A 22,227-nucleotide genomic window follows, 5' to 3' on the forward strand; every position below is an offset into this window, starting at 1 on the left:
GTAAAAACGGACAGTGCGGGAGCACAGCTTTTTGCTGGCACTCAAGAACAAAGGTTTAGAGCTTGCTCGAATTTGATTGAGCCCCGCACACGTCTCAGACCGTTCAACTGCGGATTGTTCAAGCTTTAAACTCACGCTCCTGTCAGCTTAAGCCATGTTAACACTATATTCATGTACGGATATAGGGAACGCGATAGCATTAGAGCGGGTGGAAAAACTGTTGACAATTTCTATGACTCGAACTTCGGGTTGGCTTCCCCATGACAAAGGTATTTCACTATACTGAATCAACAAGTTCATCTTTGAGCGCCGACCGAGCCGAAAGGCCCTATCGTATGCCACTGAGAATTTCCACCTCGGGCCGGATGACCTACTTACTTTCTTCTCTTGATGACAAGGACCATAACAATGGAACACGACTCTCCTACTCCCAAAGATAAGCCCCGGCGACGGGAATTAAGCATGGCGAAGGTAGAGCAGGTGAAAGACCCTGTCTGCGGCATGATGGTGGATCCGCTTACCGCAGCAGGAAAATTCGAGCATGCGGGCACCATGTATTACTTCTGCAATCCCCGTTGCCAGGACAAATTCAGCCATGATCCGGATGGCTATCTCACCGGAAAACACCAGCAATCGATGGATACGGACAATGCGAAGCCGGGCGCCAAATATATTTGCCCGATGTGTCCTGGTGTGGAATCTGCCAAACCGGCGGCTTGTCCGAAATGCGGCATGGCGCTTGAGCCGGACATCGCCGTCGCCCCGGCGACTAAAACGGAATATGTCTGTCCCATGCATCCGGAAGTGGTACAGGACCAACCAGGGTCTTGTCCGAAATGTGGCATGGCCCTCGAACCGAGGGAAATCACACTTGAAGAAGAAGAAAATCCCGAACTCCAAGACATGATGCGCCGATTCTGGATTGGTCTCGTGTTGGCCTTCCCGGTATTTCTCCTTGCCATGTCCGAAATGATTCCCGGCCAACCCGTCCAGCAAATTCTCTCGCCGTCGGTCAATGCATGGGTGCAATGGATATTGGCGACGCCGGTGGTTGTATGGTGTGGATGGCCCTTCTTCCAGCGCGGATGGGCTTCGCTCGTCAACCGCAGTTTGAACATGTTTACATTAATTGCATTGGGAACCGGTACGGCCTATGTCTATAGCGCCGTGGCCACAGTGGCTCCTCACCTCTTCCCTGATTCCTTCCGGGGAGAAGGTGGAGAAGTCGCCGTGTATTTTGAAGCGGCTGCCGTCATCACCGTCCTCGTACTCTTGGGCCAAATCCTGGAATTACGGGCACGCAGCCAGACAGGCAGCGCCATTAAAGCCCTGCTTGGCCTGGCCCCAAAAACTACCAGGCGCATTCGCGAGAATGGTGAGGAGGAAGATGTCCTCGTGGAAGCAGTGCAGCCGGGAGACAAGCTTCGTATCCGCCCCGGAGAGAAAATTCCGATCGACGGAGTCATCCTTGAAGGGCAAAGTGCTGTAGATGAATCCATGATTACCGGAGAATCGATCCCGGTGGAAAAAGAGGCAGAGGCTCAGGTCACCGGGGGAACTGTCAATGGCACGGGAACGTTGGTGATGCAAGTTGAACGAGTCGGCCGGGATACCGTGCTGGCGCAGATTGTTCGCATGGTGAGCGAAGCCCAACGCAGCCGGGCGCCCATTCAACGGATGGCCGACCAGGTAGCCGGCTATTTTGTCCCGATTGTCGTAGGAATTGCGGTACTGACCTTCTTGATCTGGGCTTTTTTCGGTCCGGAGCCTCGTATGGCTCACGCCCTGGTCAATGCGGTCGCCGTCCTCATTATTGCCTGCCCCTGCGCGTTGGGTCTCGCCACCCCCATGTCCATTATGGTGGGAACCGGACGAGGAGCCACAGCCGGCGTCCTGATGAAACATGCAGAAGCCCTGGAACAATTAGAGAAAGTGGATACCCTCGTCGTCGATAAAACGGGAACCCTCACGGAAGGCAAACCCAAACTGATGTCGGTCGTGTCTCTTTCCGATATGAGGGAAGATGACCTGTTGCAATTGGTTGCCAGCCTGGAACGAAACAGCGAACATCCGCTGGCCTCGGCCATTGTGAACGGGGCAAAAGACAAAGGGCTGGAGTTATGGAAGACTCAGGATTTTCAGTCCAAAACCGGAAAAGGCGTGACCGGAACCGTTCAGGGAAACAAGATGGCACTCGGAACACGGAAGTTTTTGAAAGAAGAGTCCCACGTGAGTCACGAGGCCTTCGGACCGTTAGCGGAGAAAGCCGAGGACCTGCGCCGTGACGGCCAAACCGTTATGTTTGTGGCCATTGCTAATCGGATCGCCGGCCTCATCGGAGTCGCCGACCCGATTAAACCATCAACGTCGGAAGCCATTCGCCTGTTGCATGAAGAAGGGATTCAAGTGGTCATGGTGTCCGGCGACCATCAGCAAACAGCGCAGGCGGTCGCACAGAAGCTGGGCATCGATGAGGTGAAAGCGGAAGTGTTGCCCGAGGAGAAAAGCCGAATCATTCAACAACTCCAGGCAAAAGGAAAAGTCGTGGCCATGGCAGGAGACGGCATCAATGACGCACCCGCTCTCGCTCAAGCCCATGTCGGCATTGCCATGGGGACCGGCACAGATGTGGCCATGGAAAGTGCCGGAGTCACCCTGGTCAAAGGTGATCTTCGAGGCATTGCCCGAGCCCGTCGGCTCAGCCAGGCCACCATGCGCAACATCCGGCAAAATCTCTTCTTTGCCTTTTTCTACAATGCCATCGGAGTGCCGATTGCCGCCGGCATTCTCTATCCGGCATTCGGCATACTCTTGAGTCCGATGATAGCCGCTACCGCGATGACCTTTAGCTCGGTCTCGGTCATTACCAATGCCCTCCGATTACGATCAGTCAAACTCTAACACGATCCTGAACCTGGCCGGATCCTGCCGAAGATTGAGTCGTGACTTTGCCAAACGTCCACAGTCGAGCCGGCAGCACACTTTGAAACAATGCCCAGTGCTTAGCCTGTCTCCGGGACCTCGCACAGTTCGGCCTTACTGGACGAATATGGTTGAACATCCATTTGTTCACAATCGTGCGGTGAAGATAATCAACCACCGTCTGGTTTCCACACAGTCTTCTGTCCGATAATCGGTCATAGCTCAATGTGTCTTCACAAGGGAAATAATCATTTCCGAGGCATTTCGATCCTTATCCGCATAGCCCATTGATGAAATGCTCTGGAACCAATGTTGCATTGGCCAGGGCTCATGAACAGGATAGGGTGATATGATTTCGCTCAACCTACTTATAAACGGCTTATGGTTTTGACCATTTCATCCATTTACCTGAGAGGAGAAGTCTATGCATAACGTTCCAGTCCTGGCCCTAACGATGTTCTTAGGTCTTCTGCTTGTCAGCCTGCCCAATGACAGCGAAGCCAAAAAGGAAAAAGGAGACAAAGAAAAGGAAATGGTGGAGTTAGCCACCACGACCAAAGTATCGATTGAAGAAGCCATCAAGGTTGTGAAGGAAAAAATGCCGGGAACGGTCATCGAAGCCGAACTGGAAAAAGAGGAAGGCAAGATCGTATGGGAAGTGAAAGTCGTGACGGCCACAGGGGAATTGAAAGAAGTATTCGTTGATGTCCAAACGGGACAATTTGTCCAGATTGAGGAAAAGCCAAAGCAAGAAAAGAGTCGCCATCATGAAAAAGAAAAAGCCTCGCACGATTAAATGATGTTCCAAGGTTCACAGGGCGAAGAAATGATCCAGGTTCGAAATCATGTTGGAAAACGATAGTCAAATAGTTCAGAATCGTGGACAGGGAAGACTGTGACCCGACGATTTTTTTTTAACTATCTCGGATGAACGCCCGCATGGGCTAGGCATGTAGAAAAATGCCGGTTTTAACAACCGGTCTTCTTTCACCGGCAAACACGATCACCTGATACCATTCGTGAGTAATAGGGTATGCATGATTGCTCCCCGTTGGAACACTCCTCAAAGACCATGGTCGATCAAGCGGCACATTCAAACCCTGGGGATTTTGGCCATCATCACCTTAGCCCTTGCCATTATGCTGGGCGTTCAAGTGCTCGGACACAGGGAATCAGCCGTGGTCGATGAGGCGATCCGTGAAATGGATCACCTGCAGGACCAGTTGATGGCACGCTATGAGTATATGAGGGGCACTATTCCGAATATTGAATCGGAAGAGAGTGAACTCTGGGGTGGGGAAGAACTGCTGCGTTCGATCCTGCAATCCGCTTTAATGAAGGCGGAAGGCGTCGAGGGTGGATTTTATCGTCTCCAAGATCAAACATTCTTAGGATACGCCTACCCCACCTATCACGGATCGGAAACGAAAAACGAGATTCCGACAACAGAACGACCGGCGATCCAACAACTCATCAATCGCTCTATTCAAGAAGGACGTGTTCAGGCAGAACAAGTGGTTGATGGGCCGGATATTCTATTGTTTCGCGCAGATCCACTTCTGGGTGCCGGACAGCCTGTTGGAGCAATTTGGCTTCTCCATCGGCTTCGCGGAATTCACAATGTGGACCGTCAACTCTACGGAATCGGCTGGTTGGGATTGTTGGGGATGGTCAGCGTGGTGGCTGTCAGCGCTTGGATGATCACACGGCGACTCGATCAGGGGGTTTCCGAGTTAGAGTCTGGCCTCCGAAGGATGGAAGCTCAGCTAGACGTCCCGTTACCTGAAATCAACATCCAGGAGTTGGATCGCATCGGGACCAAGATTAACCGACTGGCTCACATCATACAGGAACAACACGGGTACCAAAGCACATTGCAGGGGCAACTCCACGAAACGGAACGGTTGGCAATATTAGGCCGGCTGGTCGCCGGGGTGGCTCATGAGATTCGCAATCCTCTCGCTTCGATACGGCTCAAACTCCAACTGACACGTCGAAACGTCTCCCTCACAGAATCGTTGCGCAAGGCGTTTGATGTGATAGAAGAGGAAACGACGCGTCTAGACCGCCTGGTGGTCCGTCTGCTTTCTCTGGGTAAACCGGCTGAAAATGCCAAGGTCCCAACCGATCTCTTTCGGTTTCTGTCTGCCCGGGTGGATTCCTGGCAGGCGCTCACTGCCACCCAACATGTCACGATAGGACTTCTCCAGAATCCCATGCCCATGGGCTCGATCTCCATTGATCAGGATCGGCTGGGACAAATTCTGGATAACCTCCTGTCCAATGCCATTGATGCCTTAGCTCCAGGTGGTGGGTCAATCACGATAGAGCTTCCGGATCGGAATATTTCACAGATGACCATTGCGGTCTCAGATACAGGCCCTGGCGTTCCGCCGGATATCATCTCCAAACTGTTCGAACCGTTTTACACCACGAAGGCACAGGGGACCGGCCTTGGGCTTTTTCTGTCGGCTGAAATGGCCAGAGCCATGGGCGGGTCTCTTCACTATATTCAATCATCAGAGGGGGGAGCCCGGTTCGAGCTTCATCTGCCATGGTGAAAACCCCGGTTGTGCTCATTGTAGACGATGAAACACACCTGCGTGAAAGTTTAAGCGAGCTGTTGAGTGCGGAAGGCTATGAGGTTCATCAGGCTTCGGATGGACAGGCGGCGCTCACTCTCATCTCTCAGATTGATCTTTTGGATGTGATATTGTTGGATCTCAAAATGCCCAACCTTGATGGGCTCTCTACGCTCAAAGCCCTCCGTCAACAACCCCGGAAGCAACACATTCCCGTGCTGATTATTACTGCCTTCGGTGACAGCGAACAAACGATTACGGCTATGCAGGCCGGAGCCCATGACTACATTACCAAACCATTTGACGCGAATGAGGTACTGCGGGCCACGAATCGGGCGGTCCAACTGTCCCGTCTTAGTCGGGAAGTCGAACAGTTACGTGCCCAGAAGATTTCCACGATAAGCGAAAGAACCGGGCTCATCGGTTGTCACCCGCTGATTATGGATGTCTTTAAGACAATTGGGAAAGTCGCCTCTGCTGATGCCACGGTGTTGATTACCGGAGAATCCGGAACCGGTAAGGAGCTGGTGGCCCATGCCATCCATCGCCACAGTCATCGGGCCGCGTCTCCATTACTGACTATCAATTGCGCGGCCATCCCGGAAGACCTTCTGGAAAGTGAACTCTTCGGTCATGAACGAGGGGCTTTTACGGGAGCCACTCAGACTAAACCCGGACGACTGGAACTGGCTGAAGGTGGAACGGTATTTCTAGATGAAATCGGGGAGCTATCGTTGAAGTTGCAGGCAAAACTGCTTCGGGTCTTACAAGAGCGAACCATAGAACGGTTGGGTGGTTTGCAAACAGTTCCAGTGAACTTCCGGCTTCTGGCGGCCACCAATCGCAATCTGCAGCAACTCACGGCCAATGGATTGTTTCGGGAGGACTTGTTTTACCGATTACATGTTGTCCAGATCCACCTCCCTCCGCTTCGATCCCGGCGAAGCGATATTCCCGAGCTGGTCGAATTCTTTTTGCAACGCTATCGGACCGAAAAATCCGATGGCCCCGTGAGGGTGACGGATGAGGCCATGCGTCTGCTGTTACTCTACGATTTTCCAGGGAATATCAGGGAACTGGAGCATCTCATCCACCGGGCGGTCCTGCTGGCCCACAGTTCTCTCATCACCAAGGACGATCTGCCGGGCATGATGCCTATCGCGACGAACACCGAAAGCGATCCGGTGTGGCAGGAATTGTTAACGCTCCCCTTGGAAGAGGCCGTTCGACATGTCCAGCGAGTACTGATCTCCCGTACGCTCGCCAGAACACAGGGAAACAAAGCCGAGACCGCTCGTCTTTTGGGCATTCACCGTCAACACCTGTATGTCAAATTAAAAGAATTAGGGATCGTTGCTGAAGAAGGGACCTCACTCCCTGATGAACCAAAGCATCCTTAGATTCCATCGATTTTCAAGGGAAAAGGTCGCGTTGCTCGATCCATTCTTTCTCATAATAAAGTCCAGGTCAGCACATCTGCTCATATTGTTTATGGGAGTGATTCTGTTCATCCCTGGATGTGCGAATACTCCCAAGAATCATTCACACGTGAGCGACCGCCTCGAAGAGCGAACCGGTTTTGGATCCGGGCTGAAAGATGAACCTGAGAAGACGGTGATTCCTCCTGACGTCTCCCTGCAGGATGGTGTCACGCTGGAAGAAGCCATTACGGTCGCCTTGTGGAACAACGCCGCATTTCAGGAAGCCTTTTCGGGATTAGGTGTATCGGAAGCTGAACTCATTCAAGCCAATATGTTGCAAAACCCCCAGTTCTGGGGACTATTTCCAACAGGTCCAAGCCCCCCAGGGGCCCCCTTGGAATTTGCCATACGTTTTCCATTGGAAGCCCTCTGGCTCCGGCCCCAAAAAGTGGCAGCCGCACAACGTAAATTGGAGCAAGCCGTGGAGGGACTGATTCAAAATGGATTAACCCTCGTGCGCGATGTCAAAGTCGCCTTTGCCAATTCACTGCTTGCTGAACAGCGACTGGGCCTGACCGTGAAACATGCCGAAATCCTTCGTCACATCGCCCAAATCACGGAATCCAGATGGCAAGCCGGTGAAATCAGCGAACTTGATGCCGGCACGTCCAGAATCAATGCCCTGCAGGCCGAGGAGCAGATCCATCAATTAACGCATGAGGTCACTCTGGTTCGTGAACAATTCCGGGCTCTGATCGGGTTAGGTTTTGAAGACGCTTCCATCGTCTTGCAACACTCCTCAAGCTTACCCACAACACAACGGAGTGCCGAGGAATTGTTGACTGATGCCCTCGCCACCCGTCCCGATCTGCGCGCAACGGAGTTGGAGTTAGAAGCAGCCGGTCAACGGGTCGGTTTGGCACGTAAAGAAATTTTTGTGCTGACCGGAATTTATCGAGCCCAACAAACCACCACCGAACCCTTTAATTCCCGTCCAGGACTTCAATTCACCCTTCCAATTTTCAATCAAAACCAGGGCGGAATTGCTCTGGCGGAAGCCGGAGTGGAAATTGCCGCTCGCCGGTATGTGACCATACGGGATCAAATCGCCCTCGAAGTCCGACAGGCACACACCCGATGGGTTCAAACCGTATCCAGTGTCCGCAACTGGCAGCAACGAATGCTGCCGGCGCATCGGATGGCGACCCTTCAGGCACAAAAGGCCCTTGAGGCCGGGGACGCCACAGCCCTGTTGCCATTGACCGCTCAGCAAAGCTGGATTCAAGCCCGGATCCGTGAAGTCGAACTGATCGCTGGCCAACGCCAAGCTATTGCTGAACTCGAGCGCGCCATTGGTCATTCACTTCTTTCCCAACCTCATCATTCTCCGGAAACCGGGCTGGCGCCATCGTGAGCTACACGGCATCGACAGCACCTATGGCCCCCGTACAATCGAATACACCATTCGGGATTTTCAGATGCCATCGATCATACCTTTCCAGGTGTGCCTGCATTGTATTCATAAGCCTGCTGACTGTGTTGACCATTCCAAAGCCGGTGGAGTCTGGTGAACCTTTCAGCCAGGCTCAGGTGGACCATCTCGCCCAGGAAACAGACTTCAATACGATTCGATTGACGCCGGAGGCCGAAGCGCGGCTCGGGATCACGACCGTGGCCATTGAACGTCGGGCCGTTAACCAAACCCGCCTGTATGGAGGCGAACTTATTTTGCCGCTGAATCGGTTGGCTGCCGGCGAGGAACGGTCCTCATCCAACGACAAACAGTCGGTCTTCACGATCCTGCCGTTAATGACTCCTGCGGATCAGATTCGCGTTGCAGAAGCCCAAGTGAATGCCGACGGGCAGGTTCAGGCCGCCAAGGTCCAGGTTCAAGCCGCTCAAGTGCTCCTGGCCCGCACGCAACGTCTCCTTCGTGACCATGCGGGGAGCCAACGTGCTGTCGATGAGGCCAAGGTTCAATATCGATTGGCGCAGGGGACTCTAGCGGAAGCGCATGCTCGACGTCAGTTACTGGGCCCCCCACTTCTCGCGATTGCGGTTCCTGATCGATTCTGGATACGTGTCCCGGTGTATGTCGGTGTTCTCAACGAGATAAACCGCCAACAATCTGCTCGCATGGAACCTCTTGGCAATCTCAACGGGCAGACGGGGTTTGTGGCCAACCCTGTCCCAGCCCCTCCCTCCTCCAATCCAATCGCCGCAACCGTCGATCTCTTCTACGAAGTCGCCAATTCAAATAAGGAGTGGCAACTTGGTCAAAAGGTTCAAATCTTGGTGCCTTTACAGCAAACAGGAGAAAGCCTGGTCGTGCCATGGTCAGCGGTCATCCTGGATATATATGGCGGTACGTGGGTGTACGAACAGAGCGCTCCACACACGTTCGTTCGGAAACGTGTGCAGGTCAGTTTTATTCATGGATCGGAAGCCGTGTTAGCGTCCGGCCCGACTCCTGGTTCGGCAATTGTCGACCAGGGGGCGGCAGAGCTTTTTGGGACAGAAGTCGGATTCAGTCAATAACGCGCTTCACCATGGCTTGGCTCATCACCACATCATTGCGATTTCGTGTGCTGATCATGGCGTTGGCCGGCTTTCTCCTGGTGTATGGATTCTGGACCTTGCAGTCGACACCGTTGGATGTGTTTCCCGAATTCGCCTCTCCCCGCGTAGAGGTACAGGTTGAAGCCCCCGGCCTTTCCACGGAGGAAGTGGAACACTTGATCACTCTTCCCATTGAACAGGCGCTCAATGGATTACCATGGATGGAGACGATTCGCTCGAAAACCGTTCTGGGACTTTCCTCAGTCGTGCTGATATTCCAGGAAGACACGGATCTCATACGGGTTCGCTCTCTGGTTCAAGAGCGGTTGGCCCTGGTGTCCCCCACCCTTCCAGCCGTGGTTCGCCCCCCGGTCATCCTGTCACCGCTTTCGTCCACCAGCCGTGCGCTCAAAATTGGGATCTCATCACAAACCCTGTCTCGCATGGAACTCACTGATCTGGCCCTTTGGAAAATCCGTCCACGACTGAGAGCCATACCGGGAGTGGCCAATGTGGCCATTTGGGGACAGCGGGATCGTCAATATCAAGTGCTTGTCGATCCACGCCGCTTACAGGCCAATGGAATCACCCTGAATGCGGTGATGCAAGCCGCACGTGACGCCTCGCTCGTGGCAGGCGGAGGGTTTATTGAAACGCCGAACCAGCAGTTGCCGATTCGCCAGATTTCTCCCATAACCACTCCAAACGATCTGGCGCAAACGCTCGTGAGTTTCAAAAACAATGTCCCTATCCGGTTAGGGGATGTCACTCGTGTGGTGGAGAGCCATCCACCCCCTATCGGTGATGCCATTATCAACGGCGCTCCAGGACTGCTCCTGATTGTGGAAAAACAGCCCTGGGGCAATACCCTGGATGTGACACAAAAAGTGGAAGCGGTTCTGGATTCCATGCGGCCGGGGCTGGCAGAAGTGGAAATCGATTCGACGATTTTTCGCCCGGCGACCTTTATCGAAATGTCACTGGAAAATCTTCAACAGGCGATGCTGCTCGGCAGTGTGCTGGTCATCATGGTCCTGGTGGCCTTCTTGTTTGAATGGCGAACCGCAGTTATCAGCCTCGTGACCATTCCCCTCTCACTTATGGCTGCGGCAGTAGTCCTGCATTTTCGAGGAGGCACGATCAATACCATGGTGCTGGCCGGTTTGGTCATTGCGCTTGGAGAGATTGTCGATGATGCCATCATTGATGTTGAAAATATTATGCGTCGGCTCCGCCTCAATCGAAAATCACCCAATCCTTCCCCGGCTTTCCAAATTGTACTCCGGGCTTCCCTGGAAGTACGGAGCGCGGTGGTCTTTGCCAGTTTAATTGTGTGTCTGGTCTTCTTACCGGTATTCTTTTTACCGGGGTTATCTGGGGCGTTCTTTCGTCCCCTCGCGTTGTCCTACATCCTGGCCATCATGGCTTCCTTATTGGTTGCGCTCACTGTCACTCCGGCACTCAGCCTGACGTTGCTGCCCCAAGCGCCGCTGAGGCGTCAGGAAGCACCATTGGCCAGGATTCTGAAAACAGGATACCGTGCCCTCCTGCCTCATCTCGTTAATCGGCCTCGTTGGTCCGTCACGATGCTCATCGGCGCCCTGTCCATAACCTTCATGGCATTACCGTTCCTTGGGGAAGAATTTTTACCGAACTTTATGGAACGCGACTTTCTCATGCACTGGGTCGGAAAACCCGGGACGTCTCTCGAGGCCATGCAACGCAGCACGCTTCGAGTGAGCCAGGAATTACGCGCTATCCCGGGAGTTCGGAATTTTGGTTCTCACATTGGCCGGGCCGAAGTCGCGGATGAGGTCGTCGGCTCTAACTTTGGCGAACTGTGGATTAGTCTCGATCCACACATCGAGTATGCAGCCACCGTCAGAAAAATCCAGGAAGTGGTAGGCGGCTATCCAGGACTCTATCGTGATGTCCTGACCTATTTGCGAGAACGGATTAAAGAAGTGCTGACGGGTACCAGCGCGGCCATCGTCGTAAGAATCTACGGGCCGGATTTGGACATTTTGCGTGAAAAGGCTCAAGAGGTCTACGCATCGCTCAGTGACATCAATGGCCTTATTGACCTGAAAGTGGAATCGCAGGTTTTGGTGCCTCATGTTCAAATTCGTCTGCGACCTGACGTCGCCGCAAATTTGGGAATGGGGCCCGGCCAGATCCGATCAGCGGTGTCCACCCTTCTTCAAGGTTTCAAAGCAGGAGAAGTCTATCAGGATCAAGAGATTTATACCGTGGCGGTTTGGGGTGAAGCCTTTCTCCGAACGGATGTGCAGGCATTGAGGCAGCTCCCTCTTGAAACTCCTGGAGGGACCCTCGTTCCCTTGGGCGATATTGCGGAAATGACCATCGTACCCACTCCGAATGAAATCAAGCGCGAAGCCTCTTCGCGCCGCATTGATGTCACCGCGAATGTCGCCGGACAAGACCTTGGCAGCGTCGCCCGTGACATTGAATCGCGGGTCACTCACATCCCGTTTGATCGGGGTTATCATCCGGAAATTCTCGGAGAATACGCGGCGCGACAGGAATCACAGAGCCGGTTGTATGCCCTGGCAGCTCTCTCATTCATCGGCATCCTTGTCTTACTGCATGTGGATTTTGGAAACGTGAGACTTGTCAGCATGGTGGCCATGACCCTGCCTTTCGCCTTGATCGGTGGCGTGGTGGCGGTCTTCATGAGCGGTGGCATCCTTTCACTCGGGTCGCTTGTCGGCTTTGTGACCGTCTTAGGTATTGCGGCCAGGAACGGCATCATGCTGATCAGCCACTATCGGCACCTTGAAACAAGGGAAGGAGAGCAATTCGGATCCGAGTTGGTGATGCGGGGATCTGAAGAACGGTTGGTTCCCATTCTTATGACAGCCTGTACGGCGGGGTTGGCCCTCATCCCTCTTGTCATTGGAGGAAACCAACCTGGTCATGAAATTGAATATCCCATGGCCATCGTCATCCTTGGTGGTTTAACAACCTCGACTGTTCTGAATCTTTTTCTATTGCCATCCCTGTACAAGGCGTTCGGGCAAGTCCAACCCACACAATAAATTCAAACCCGTCAAAAAAGAAGGAGTCCGCATCAAGTCCTATTCATCCATGTCGACTAGACTTGAGGTTAAAAAAAGACAAACCCCACCTGCGGTTCTACAGAATCTTGGCATTAATCAAGCGCAGGCTCATGTCGGGATGGCAATGGGCATCGGAATCGATCTGGCCAGAGGACGAAACACTACGAGTTCCATTTTTCAAAAACTGATGGTTCGGCAGGAAAACACAAGCCACAGAGACGGCTCTCTATCATGGGAGTGACTCGTGTTCCTCGCCCCGGCTGAGAATTCCTCAGGTGAAGGGCTTCCATTTGGAGGAAGATGCAGGGCGCGATCCGGGTCATCAAAACTAACAATCGGGATCGCGTGGATCAAAGGTTGATGAATGTAAATACGGCAGCCGACTTCATAATGAACCTTGACAGACAAAGCTACGAGCAGCGTGGTGACAAATGAGGTCAAACATATTTATGCCCGTGGTCAATGACGGTTCATTCCAAAAGAAAATCAAAATCTTTTTGTGAGAGAGACGCCCCGCCGCCATGAGGGGTCGTCCCTTCCAGGACGGCGTGATAGAGATCTAATTTCTTCTGCTTCAGTTCCATCATTTTCTCTTCGATGGTATGTCGCATGAGTAACCGCATGATAGAGACTTTCTGGGTTTGCCCGATGCGATGAGCACGGTCAGACGCTTGATTTTCCACGGCCGGATTCCACCAGGGATCTAAGTGAAACACATAGGACGCTTTGGTCAGATTCAGCCCTTGCCCGCCAGCTTTGAGACTCAATAAAAAGATAGATGGGTTCGATCCCTCCTGAAATTCCTGAACCAGTTTTTTTCGCGTGGGCGTCGGTGTGGAGCCATCCAATCGGACATGGGAAATCCCATGCGCATCGAAGGCCTGTTCGACGATATCCAGAAACGACGTAAATTGGGAGAAGACGAGCGCACTGTGCCCCTCATCAAGGAGTTCCTTCAGCCGATCAAGAAGACATTCAAGCTTCGGGGAAAGATTGGTATCAGCGGGACTGAGCAATTGCGGCGACAGGCAGATTTGCCGAAGCTTGAGAATCGCCGTCAGCGCAATAATACGGGCCTGCGCGGGCGTTTGACTTCTATAGGCGGCAGCAATGGTTGAACGAATTTTGGTGACCGTCTGTTGATACAAGGTCTTTTGGCGATCGGTCAATTCCAGATACAGATCCGTCTCAATTTTTGGTGGCAGTTCTTTCAGGATTTGACTTTTGGTTCGGCGCAATACAAAAGGTCTGCTCCGTTGCATAATGGTCTCTAACAACGCCGGCGATGGCGTTTTCATTTTTCCCCTGACCTCTTCATAGTCTCCCAGGAGGCCCGGCACACACAAATCCATCAGGGCGTAATATTCCCCCACATGATTTTCCAGGGGGGTTCCTGTCATCACGCATTTAAAATACCCTTTGAGACGTCTCGCGGCACCGGTGGTCCTGGCTACAATATTTTTGACCGCCTGGGCTTCATCGAACAGAATGACATTGAATCGGATCTGGTCGAGGATCGCAATATCCCGTCTGATGAGGCCGTAGGTCGTGAGGACGACATCAGCTCCGGCAAATGAGGACGTGCGTTCCTTTCCGGTATACGATTGAACAGTCAGTGTGGGGTAAAACCTGGAAATTTCATGTTCCCAATTGAATAAAAGGCTGGGAGGAAGGACCACGAGATGCGGGCCTTGAATCGGTTCCGGTGGTTGGATAATGCCTTCTTTGATTCCCGCGAATAAACAAATAGCTTGCAGGGTTTTTCCCAATCCCATGTCATCCGCCAGGCACGCACCCAGGCGATGTTGATAGAGAAACCCCAGCCATCGATACCCTTCTTGTTGATACGGGCGAACCGTGGCCTCTAAGGCTTGAGGAAGGGGAATGGGCTCAATCTGCTCAAAGTGCAGTAACCGGTTGATCAACGCTTCATCCGCCGGAGGAAGGATGACCGTCACTCCCTGCTTTCTTAACGCCACCCAATCCAGAATTTGCAATTTTGGCACACGAACGACGGACTTTTGTTCCTTGTGTTCCAGGCTGGGTTTATTGGAGAGGAAGGCAAACGCGCGCAAAATGGCTTGAGTGTTCTGGTCCACAATCCGGATGATCCCATCCGCCTCCATCATACCACCACGCTCAAGAATTTTTTGGATATCCTTGGCTTCGATCCGCACCCCGTCACACAGCAACTCCGGTCGTAGTTCAAACCAATCAATACCCGAAGCGCGTCGCGCATCGATCGAGCAATTCCACTCCGACGTGGAAATGGGCTGGTCTTGATAAAACAGGCCGATTCCTGCTTCCTGCAGTTTGGCATGAAGGTCGGGAAACAAGGGATAAAGGTTTGCCAGCGGAAGGCTCATTTCATCATGTTCCACCATTCCATCAAAAAGCGATGGCCCCCACAGCATATAAGGAATGGCATACAGCAAAGCTTCTTTCGCCCAATCGTTCACCACGACGCACCAATGTCCGTCGTGCACTACCAAACGGACACTGGACTCTAGTGCTGGCGAGGAAAATCGCTGAAGGATCTGTTCGGCCTCCGCCTTAAGTTTGAATGGACGGAATTCATCCTGCGCAATGCAAGCCTTCACAAGTTTTCTGGCATCCGATGGCTTATGGTGTCCGATCAATTGGAAAAAGGTGTCATAGAGGAGTGCACGGCGTTTCTTCGCCTTCAACCCGCTCGAGACGGTTTTGGCACGCTCCAAAAATGGAAACATCCTGAAAATAGGGACACTGGGCTTCCCCTTGCTTTCCTCAAGCCAACATTCTGCGCGTAGGATCCCTGTCCTCAAATCCAACACCGAGGCATCCATCGGAATAGTCTCTGGAATGAATGTGAGCCGATACTGATAAGTTGGCGTCGTTCCGGAATGACGGTGATCAGTGCGTGAGACTTCTTGACCGGCACATTTGAGCAACATCGACCGAAAAATTCGATCTTGTTCATGCAAGGGAATATCGAATTGTAAGGCCATAAACTGTTCTACCGGAATGGAAAAAGTTGGTCGGTCCGTTCCTGTGGGGCGTTCCGATGAAAGCCAGCCATCTCGCTGGTGGGGCGTCGAAGGCAGGGCCAACGGTCGGCTGAGAAGATCATCAGGCTCAATAACCCGTTCCCGTTGGCTGTTTTCATACAACAAATCATACACGGCCCACCCACCTTCATGTTCGAGTGGTCCAAGTTTTTTAGCACCCAAATCAGCGGCAAAGCCCAGACAGGCGTGGGTGTCCGGTTGCACCTCTCCGAAACGCAAACAACAGGCGGCAATCGAGACGTGCGACCCGAGAATGTCCAATTCGGTCTTCGTGGTATACAACGAATCCGGCGCCCATTCCACAGGGTATCTCCCATCCGCATGCTCGAAGAACAAGGCATGGTTCTGACCGTGATGTTTAAGGAAGTCCCGCAGCCCTTCCTGGACGGACCATGCAGGATCCTGGGTGGCACGAAGAAGCACGGCTAACTCGGTTGGCATCCCCGCAAAAGATTGGCAAATATTTCCATGGTTGGTAATGCTAATTGATGACACCCCATGACGGTTACGAAGAGTAATCTCGAAGCGTGGAGGAATGCCAGGATTGGACGGCCCCGGGGTCAAAGGACTCCCGGCCCCTGCCATGAGTTGTCGCATCAGTTGGACTCGTTGTGTGGAATTAGATGAGGGCATACGAAACGTATCGGGCAGCAGGAGATTGACTGTTGTCAGTAATGCACAAATAACATGTTTGCAATGCGACTCCGGCGTCCACACCGGACAGTTGCAGGAAAAGGTGAGTTGCCCGTTCTGAACACCAAATCGAACGAGATACGGACTGGCTCCACGCACCATCGCGGCCAAAGTCGTCTGCGTTCGATCCCAGCTATACGACTCGAGCCTTCCCTGGGAATAATACTCATACCCACGCAGGACAAAGGCCTTGGAAGCCAGAAAGTAGACATGATTAGGAGAGAGAATTTTCAGGTGTTCCAGGACACCAAAGGGTTCTACAGACATCGTCCCCCTCCCGTTCTGTGGGACCCTGGCCGAACAGTAAACAGGCTCGACTTCAGACACCCGGACATTCCCGGTCGTGATGGACAAGGCATCACTCGGCAGCAGCGCTGATAAGACATATGGATGTTCTATAAAACACAGGCACGGGTCGACCAAACATCCCCGGTAGTTGTAACGAATCTAACGAGTTTTCCCATTCCAGATGGGTCTCGGCCAAAACGTTAATTATACACCACTCATCCTCTGATGTATGCCCGTCTGGACCGAACAGATACGAAAAATCGCCGGACGGTCTCAATCCCGCAAAAAACGTTTTGTGAAAAAGAGATCAATCCTTCGTTCTGAAGAGGGCAACGCCTCTTGGCCAGGAGCCTCAAAATATTGAAGCCAAGCCATACCGTATTGCAAAATGGAGAGGATTCAACGCAGATGCCCCAAGTTTTCTGACGCGACCATGGCAAGATTCATCTGTGCCATAATCGGTCTGTCATAAATAGGTTTTCCATCGACCCCGATGATCCTCAGGCTCTCACTCGTGCAGGCATAGAAGAACAGGGGTTTGGCTAAGGGCTCGGGAGAGTCCCTTTGACGATCACCGTGCCTTGCATTGACCCTAAATGAAGATCACAGTGATAGGGAAATGTGCCCGAACGTTTGAATACGTGTTCAAACCGATGCCCGGGCTTATTGATGTTCAGACCACTCTGGAAATGTTGTCCGCCACCGGTGCAATCGTTCACCCGGCACCCGCCACTCGTCACACTGTGAGGTTCTTGCGCACCATCAGCATAGATCCAGACCACCTTTTGTCCGGGTTCGATGGTGATTTCATGAGGAGAAAAGAATGTGGTGGCCCGAAACACCACGACCACTGCACCAATTGGTGTATTCGCCCACCCCTTTTCAAAAGCTACGGAAGCACGTGGAGCCCGCGCGACCACCAAAAACTCATCGTGAGACGGGTGAATTTCACACCTCTGCCCTTCCTGAGCCGTCACCACCACCTCATCTACTTTGTGAAAGACCGCATGAGAAACAACTCCGTTGAATAGGCCGTCATCCAGAACGAGAGTGGTGGAAGGTACGCCATCCTCCCCAGGGGTTTGTACATGCAAAAGACAATTTTGCGCATTAAGTTTCCAGGTCAGCTCAACAAAGAACGGTTCTCCGACTTCAACTTTATCTACCAGGACCGTACGTTCTCCAGATTCCAGATTCAGCCCGAAATCCAGCACCATATCCCCCGTTTCCCAGCCGACCGTAGCCAACAGTGGAAGTGGACAGCCCAATATGATCACTAATGCGATGATCCAGGCTCGTGCGAGTGATTTCATAAGGTCCCTTCAATCAGACGTGGGTGATGTTGTGAGGACTCCACAGCGTTCTCTAACACTCGTCCTGGGAAATATCGTCAGGTGATCCTGGTCTAAGATTCAATACCGGCCCTCAGCGGATCTCCTTGAAAAACCCACTGCCTTTGAGGAATTCATCGTCGGTACCCCAATGAAGAGGTTTGTCTAATTTTTTGAGCAGTGGGATATGTTTTGAGCAATGGATAAAAGCTTCCTCCACCTCGACCAACGTCCAGCATTCGGGATGACGTCCTCCGCTCACAGTCACGTCCTCGAGGATCGCCTCCGTGACGTTGGGAAGACCGATGATATCATCATTGGTGAGGACTTTTGCCTTTCCATTGACATGCAGCCCAACCGTGGTTTGCAAAAAATCAATGAACATCAGGCCGATTTGGGAATTTTCAAGTATATTGCCGACACTCGCCATGACCCCGTTTCCGCGATATTCGGGAAAGGCCAACATCCTGGCATTGAGCACTCGAACGAAACCGACAGTCCCCGCCCGAAAGGAACAATCACATTCGCCCTTGGCATTGGCGGTCGAAAGAAAAACCATTTCCTGTCTGGCAATAAACGACTGCATGCTGGCGTTTAATTCGCTCTCCATCTGATTCCGATAAAAAGCCGCGGCCCGCCGGCCTGTCCCCAACATATTTTGGGCTCGGCCCTCTCCTTCGGAGCCCACGCACGGTGTCGATTCTTCCGACTCGTTTTTCATCCTACACCTTCAGTTTATGGCTCAAGACCAAACCTGTGCCGGTCCTGCCTTCGTAAATTATTGAAATTCTCTAGAGGGAGGTGCACCCGTTATCTTAGACGCACGGGCTTGCCTAAGGAAAGAACCATATCCCCCATCACATTTCAGAAAATGGAGGAAGGGGGACCACCACCAATTAGTTGATGGGAAAGCTAAAGCTGCTCGCGGAGGGGCCTGAGGAATTCAGTCAATGACTCGAGTAATCAGTATAAAGGTTCATCACCAAACGCATAGCCCGATGTGGTAATGGGAAGCCCATGCTGCGTCAGAAAGAGCGAATCGACTCTAAAAACCGATGCCCACCCCGACCCCGCCACCAACCCGGCCTCCTGTGCTGCCACCACCAAAGATACTGTACCAGGGACCGGCGTTGCTTTCCTGAGTCAGCGACGGGTCTTTCCACACATACAGGTTTTTGATCACCACTGCGGGGAACTGATAGTCCATTTCATCAAGCTTGCCGGCGACCCTCCCCGTCACCTCTCCCACAATGGTGATTAAAGTATTCGGCGGAAACATGGCGGGATCAAGAAAAGCTTTCTCCGTGGCAATAAACCGGCCTTGTGAATCGGTACGGGTCACGAGGGGACGTTGGTACTCATCCAATGGTAATTGTAACACTTCAAGGCGGGTGCCTTCCGCAAGACGCCTGGCCGACAGGACCTCCCCTCCAAGCACGAGTATCTTCCCTTGAGAGGACTCAGGATGGGTCAGCACTTGCGAAAACGTGAGCGTAGGATCAATCTGATTCTGAAGAGTTTCCGGTATTTCCATGGGCGAGGACGCGCATCCTCCCATCAACACTAGACCTAACACCACACACCCTAGAATATCTCTTCGTTTCATAAATCCCCTCTACCCTGGCCACCAGATGAATAAGGATTTCGTACCTAAACACAAAAGCACCATTCTCGATTGGCCAGATTATGAGGGCCAAAGACACCTGACCAATTTTTTACCGCTCATGGGATCGACCCGGCCGAGAAAGTGCTTGAGAATCCTATACGGTCACTCAGAAACCCCTTAACGGCTTGGTCACCCTCAAAAAGCCCTGGATGATGTCTCTGCGAGAGACAACACCGACCAGCTTGCCCTCTGCATCGACAACCGGTGTCCGGATGAAATGTCTTTCTTGCAACAAGTGGATGATCTCCATAGCCAGAGTCTTTGGGGATACAGTGACAGGGTTTTTGACCATAATCTCCCCTGCCGTCACCTTAACCAAATCCTTACCCGCCTCAATGGCCTTCAGGAGGTCATACTCGCTTACAATACCCACTAACTTTCCATCTGCAGCCAAAATTGGGACGCTTCCAAATCCGCCTTCACTCATCGCTCCAGCCAACTTATCGACGGTATCTTCAACGTGGTAGTATGTCACCACATCTTGCATAAATTGCTCCGCCTCGAGCGTGTTGAAATCCCTTGCCCCCACAATGTAGTCCACTCGTCGCATAAGAATCCTTCCTTTTTTCTTGAGAGTTCCGTGTAACAGAAATGACTGCTAAGTTTTTCTCCGCTTCCTTCTCAACCCTACGAACAGGCCTATGTATTTAGCCCGTCAGGACATCGCTGGGTAGTCTACACATCCCTCCTTAGTTGGACGGGGCCATCCACACTGAGGCGTGGTTTTCTACCAAAAATGAAAAATCGCTATGAGGATTTGCCAAGGATCGGTGATGGAAGCACTGAGTATCTGATTCCAGATATCAAGGATGACCTCTCCTCAAAGATACAATGCCATGCGATTTCCAAAAAACGCCTGGCTGTAAGCTCCCCCCTCAACATTTATGACTTACCTCCAACCTCATAACTTCACGATTTTCCCGGGTATAGCCTATCCCTGCCTCATCACGAATGACCTAACGCTACACCACCTTGATCACAAGATTGTTCAGATGGTCCATTCCGATGCAGTCGATAATACAGTGTCCTCGGTATTGGGTTCTTCCATTTTCTCCAGCCACGAACGTCACACTGGATTTTTGATTAAAAACCCAAATCTTCTCACTCTCAATAGTCAAGCCATCATCGGCAGTGATGGCTATTTGATGCGAATCACCCATAGCAAGACTTTTCATCCCTTCATCAAACACGAAGACTATTTTTACGGTTGTGCCCTTCGATACCTTCAAGGGATTTTTGGGTCCAAGCAACTTATTCTTCGCGTCGAAGAACCCCTTCTCGTTCACTTTTACAATCAGCTCTAGATCAGGTTTAGATTCCGCAAATACTTTGGGTAAAGAGCCTTGAACGATACCAAAAGACAACGCCAAAACCGTTGCCAATATGACAAAAACGAATTTCTTTTCTCGCACTTCTCTGTCCTCCTTTGTGTAATGTGATTCCTTATTTAAAACCTTTAATCCTACTAGGTAATCGCAATCCTGCCTATTGGCAAAAGATGCCCTTTAAAAGTGGTTGACCACTCTCAAGATAAATAGAAATCTGGACGTTGAAGAAATTGGGAGAACGTGAGGCTATGCTCAAACTGCCTCTGAAGCGTTTCTGAGTTCAGCGTGGGCGAGAAGGCGCATTTCCTACCCTCCTACGCCTAGTACTCTCGATTTTCCAAAATCTTTCACTTCTGTTTACATATACATTCTAGCATATCTGAGGGATAAATCATCATCTCGCCTTTTTACACCATATCACCATTCCAGATTACCCCGACTGACAAGTCTAATGATTCCTGTTCGTACAGTTCGTCAACAGTTGGAAAAACCTTTTGCGTGAGAAAATAATCGTTTTTCAGAGAACCTCGGGAATTTCTTGCTGTCACCTGATCTCTCCACTCCCGGTCATTAAACTTCCCACACAAACTCACCTGATACCCACCGAGGCGTCCTATTCCAGTTGTAGACCCGTTAACGGCTTGAGTATCGGAATTGCCGGCCGTCTCGTTTTCTCAACCTTCCCTACAATCTGCCCCTCTGCCGGAATCCCTCATCAACATTCAATACCGCCATCTTGACCGACAAAAACGGCTTATTCGGCTCATCTCACTGGCGCCTTTTGCCTCATATTCTTTATCCGTGAATTCAACCCCTCCCTAGTTCCACCAATCCTGAGTGATCATTAAAGTCACTCAACCAACTGAAAAATATAAAGAAAAGGCAATCAAAAACCGAAAGAACTGAAGATGGCGTGAACTAATTACACAGAAAAACGAAAAAATCTGCATGGAAATTACTTCCGGGACTGATGGTTCATTGAAGGATTTTCTTTTTTGCTTCGCGGTGTTGGCTATGGTTTCTACAATCGCCTTCGCCAGGAAAAAATAAGAGACCAGAAATTTTCATGACACCACCGATCAAAACATCCAGCCGCAGTGATCAGAGTCGGATGATCGAGAATAGCAATGTAATTTTGAACGTTCAGATGAGACCATGCGTGCTTGGAGTCTTTCTGAATATCTGCTTCGGCTCGGGGCTCTTTCCCCTTTCAGCCTTTGCCCAACCGGACATCCCTGATACCACGTTTTCTGCAGACGAAAAACTTCTATTTCAAGATATCCCCTCAGTCTACAGCGCCTCGAAATATG

14 protein-coding genes are annotated in these 22,227 nt (G+C 51.7%); 8 read left to right on the forward strand and 6 right to left on the reverse strand.

The genetic code is table 11. The annotated features are described in order from the left end of the window. Positions 1 to 408: 408 nt before the first annotated feature. The 7 genes from AAH187_RS00265 (at position 409) to AAH187_RS00295 (ending at position 12,543) form a co-directional block, all read left to right on the forward strand. Complete coding sequence (locus AAH187_RS00265) at positions 409 to 2,901, forward strand: heavy metal translocating P-type ATPase (RefSeq protein WP_342346424.1); 2,493 nt, start codon at positions 409 to 411, stop codon at positions 2,899 to 2,901. Positions 2,902 to 3,346: 445 nt separating this feature from the next. After that, positions 3,347 to 3,718 (forward strand): PepSY domain-containing protein, encoded by a 372-nt coding sequence (locus AAH187_RS00270; protein ID WP_342346425.1) that lies wholly within the window; start codon positions 3,347 to 3,349, stop codon positions 3,716 to 3,718. Between the two features lie 241 nt (positions 3,719 to 3,959). After that, on the forward strand, positions 3,960 to 5,483 hold the full coding sequence (locus AAH187_RS00275) for an ATP-binding protein (RefSeq protein ID WP_342346426.1): 1,524 nt from the start codon (positions 3,960 to 3,962) through the stop codon (positions 5,481 to 5,483). After that, on the forward strand, positions 5,477 to 6,904 hold the full coding sequence (locus AAH187_RS00280) for a sigma-54 dependent transcriptional regulator (RefSeq protein WP_342346427.1): 1,428 nt from the start codon (positions 5,477 to 5,479) through the stop codon (positions 6,902 to 6,904). The genes AAH187_RS00275 and AAH187_RS00280 overlap by 7 nt, the downstream gene beginning before the upstream one ends. Before the next feature lie 148 nt (positions 6,905 to 7,052). Continuing rightward, entirely contained in the window at positions 7,053 to 8,339 is a 1,287-nt protein-coding gene (locus tag AAH187_RS00285; RefSeq protein WP_342346428.1) for a TolC family protein, read from the forward strand. A gap of 122 nt (positions 8,340 to 8,461) precedes the next feature. Further along, a complete protein-coding gene (locus tag AAH187_RS00290; protein ID WP_342346429.1) occupies positions 8,462 to 9,463 on the forward strand; it encodes a hypothetical protein in 1,002 nt (333 codons plus the stop codon). Positions 9,464 to 9,474: 11 nt separating this feature from the next. Further along, positions 9,475 to 12,543: an efflux RND transporter permease subunit gene (locus AAH187_RS00295; protein WP_342346430.1), complete on the forward strand. Its 3,069-nt coding sequence runs from the start codon at positions 9,475 to 9,477 to the stop codon at positions 12,541 to 12,543. Positions 12,544 to 13,034: 491 nt separating this feature from the next. Here AAH187_RS00295 and AAH187_RS00300 read toward each other — a convergent pair whose 3' ends face one another. The 6 genes from AAH187_RS00300 to AAH187_RS00325 all read right to left on the reverse strand — a co-directional run bounded on the left by AAH187_RS00300 (position 13,035) and on the right by AAH187_RS00325 (position 21,001). Continuing rightward, the gene (locus AAH187_RS00300; protein ID WP_342346431.1) at positions 13,035 to 16,571 is read right to left on the reverse strand and encodes a DEAD/DEAH box helicase; all 3,537 of its coding nucleotides are present in this window, start codon (positions 16,569 to 16,571) and stop codon (positions 13,035 to 13,037) included. Positions 16,572 to 17,134: 563 nt separating this feature from the next. Then, the gene (locus AAH187_RS00305; protein ID WP_342346432.1) at positions 17,135 to 17,905 is read right to left on the reverse strand and encodes a plastocyanin/azurin family copper-binding protein; all 771 of its coding nucleotides are present in this window, start codon (positions 17,903 to 17,905) and stop codon (positions 17,135 to 17,137) included. 112 nt (positions 17,906 to 18,017) lie between these two features. Continuing rightward, a complete protein-coding gene (locus tag AAH187_RS00310; RefSeq protein WP_342346433.1) occupies positions 18,018 to 18,644 on the reverse strand; it encodes a pyridoxamine 5'-phosphate oxidase family protein in 627 nt (208 codons plus the stop codon). Positions 18,645 to 18,968: 324 nt separating this feature from the next. After that, positions 18,969 to 19,529: a Slp family lipoprotein gene (locus AAH187_RS00315; protein WP_342346434.1), complete on the reverse strand. Its 561-nt coding sequence runs from the start codon at positions 19,527 to 19,529 to the stop codon at positions 18,969 to 18,971. A 166-nt stretch (positions 19,530 to 19,695) separates the two neighbouring features. Then, entirely contained in the window at positions 19,696 to 20,130 is a 435-nt protein-coding gene (locus tag AAH187_RS00320) for a CBS domain-containing protein (protein WP_342346435.1), read from the reverse strand. A gap of 421 nt (positions 20,131 to 20,551) precedes the next feature. Continuing rightward, positions 20,552 to 21,001: a hypothetical protein gene (locus AAH187_RS00325; RefSeq protein ID WP_342346436.1), complete on the reverse strand. Its 450-nt coding sequence runs from the start codon at positions 20,999 to 21,001 to the stop codon at positions 20,552 to 20,554. A gap of 982 nt (positions 21,002 to 21,983) precedes the next feature. On the opposite strand from AAH187_RS00325, the gene AAH187_RS00330 reads away from it, so the two are divergent. Beyond that, positions 21,984 to 22,227: hypothetical protein (locus tag AAH187_RS00330; RefSeq protein WP_342346437.1), on the forward strand; the 244-nt coding region annotated here is incomplete at its 3' end.

The sequence above is a fragment of the uncultured Nitrospira sp. genome, from assembly GCA_902500695.1.
Classification (GTDB): Bacteria; Nitrospirota; Nitrospiria; order Nitrospirales; family UBA8639; genus Nitrospira_E.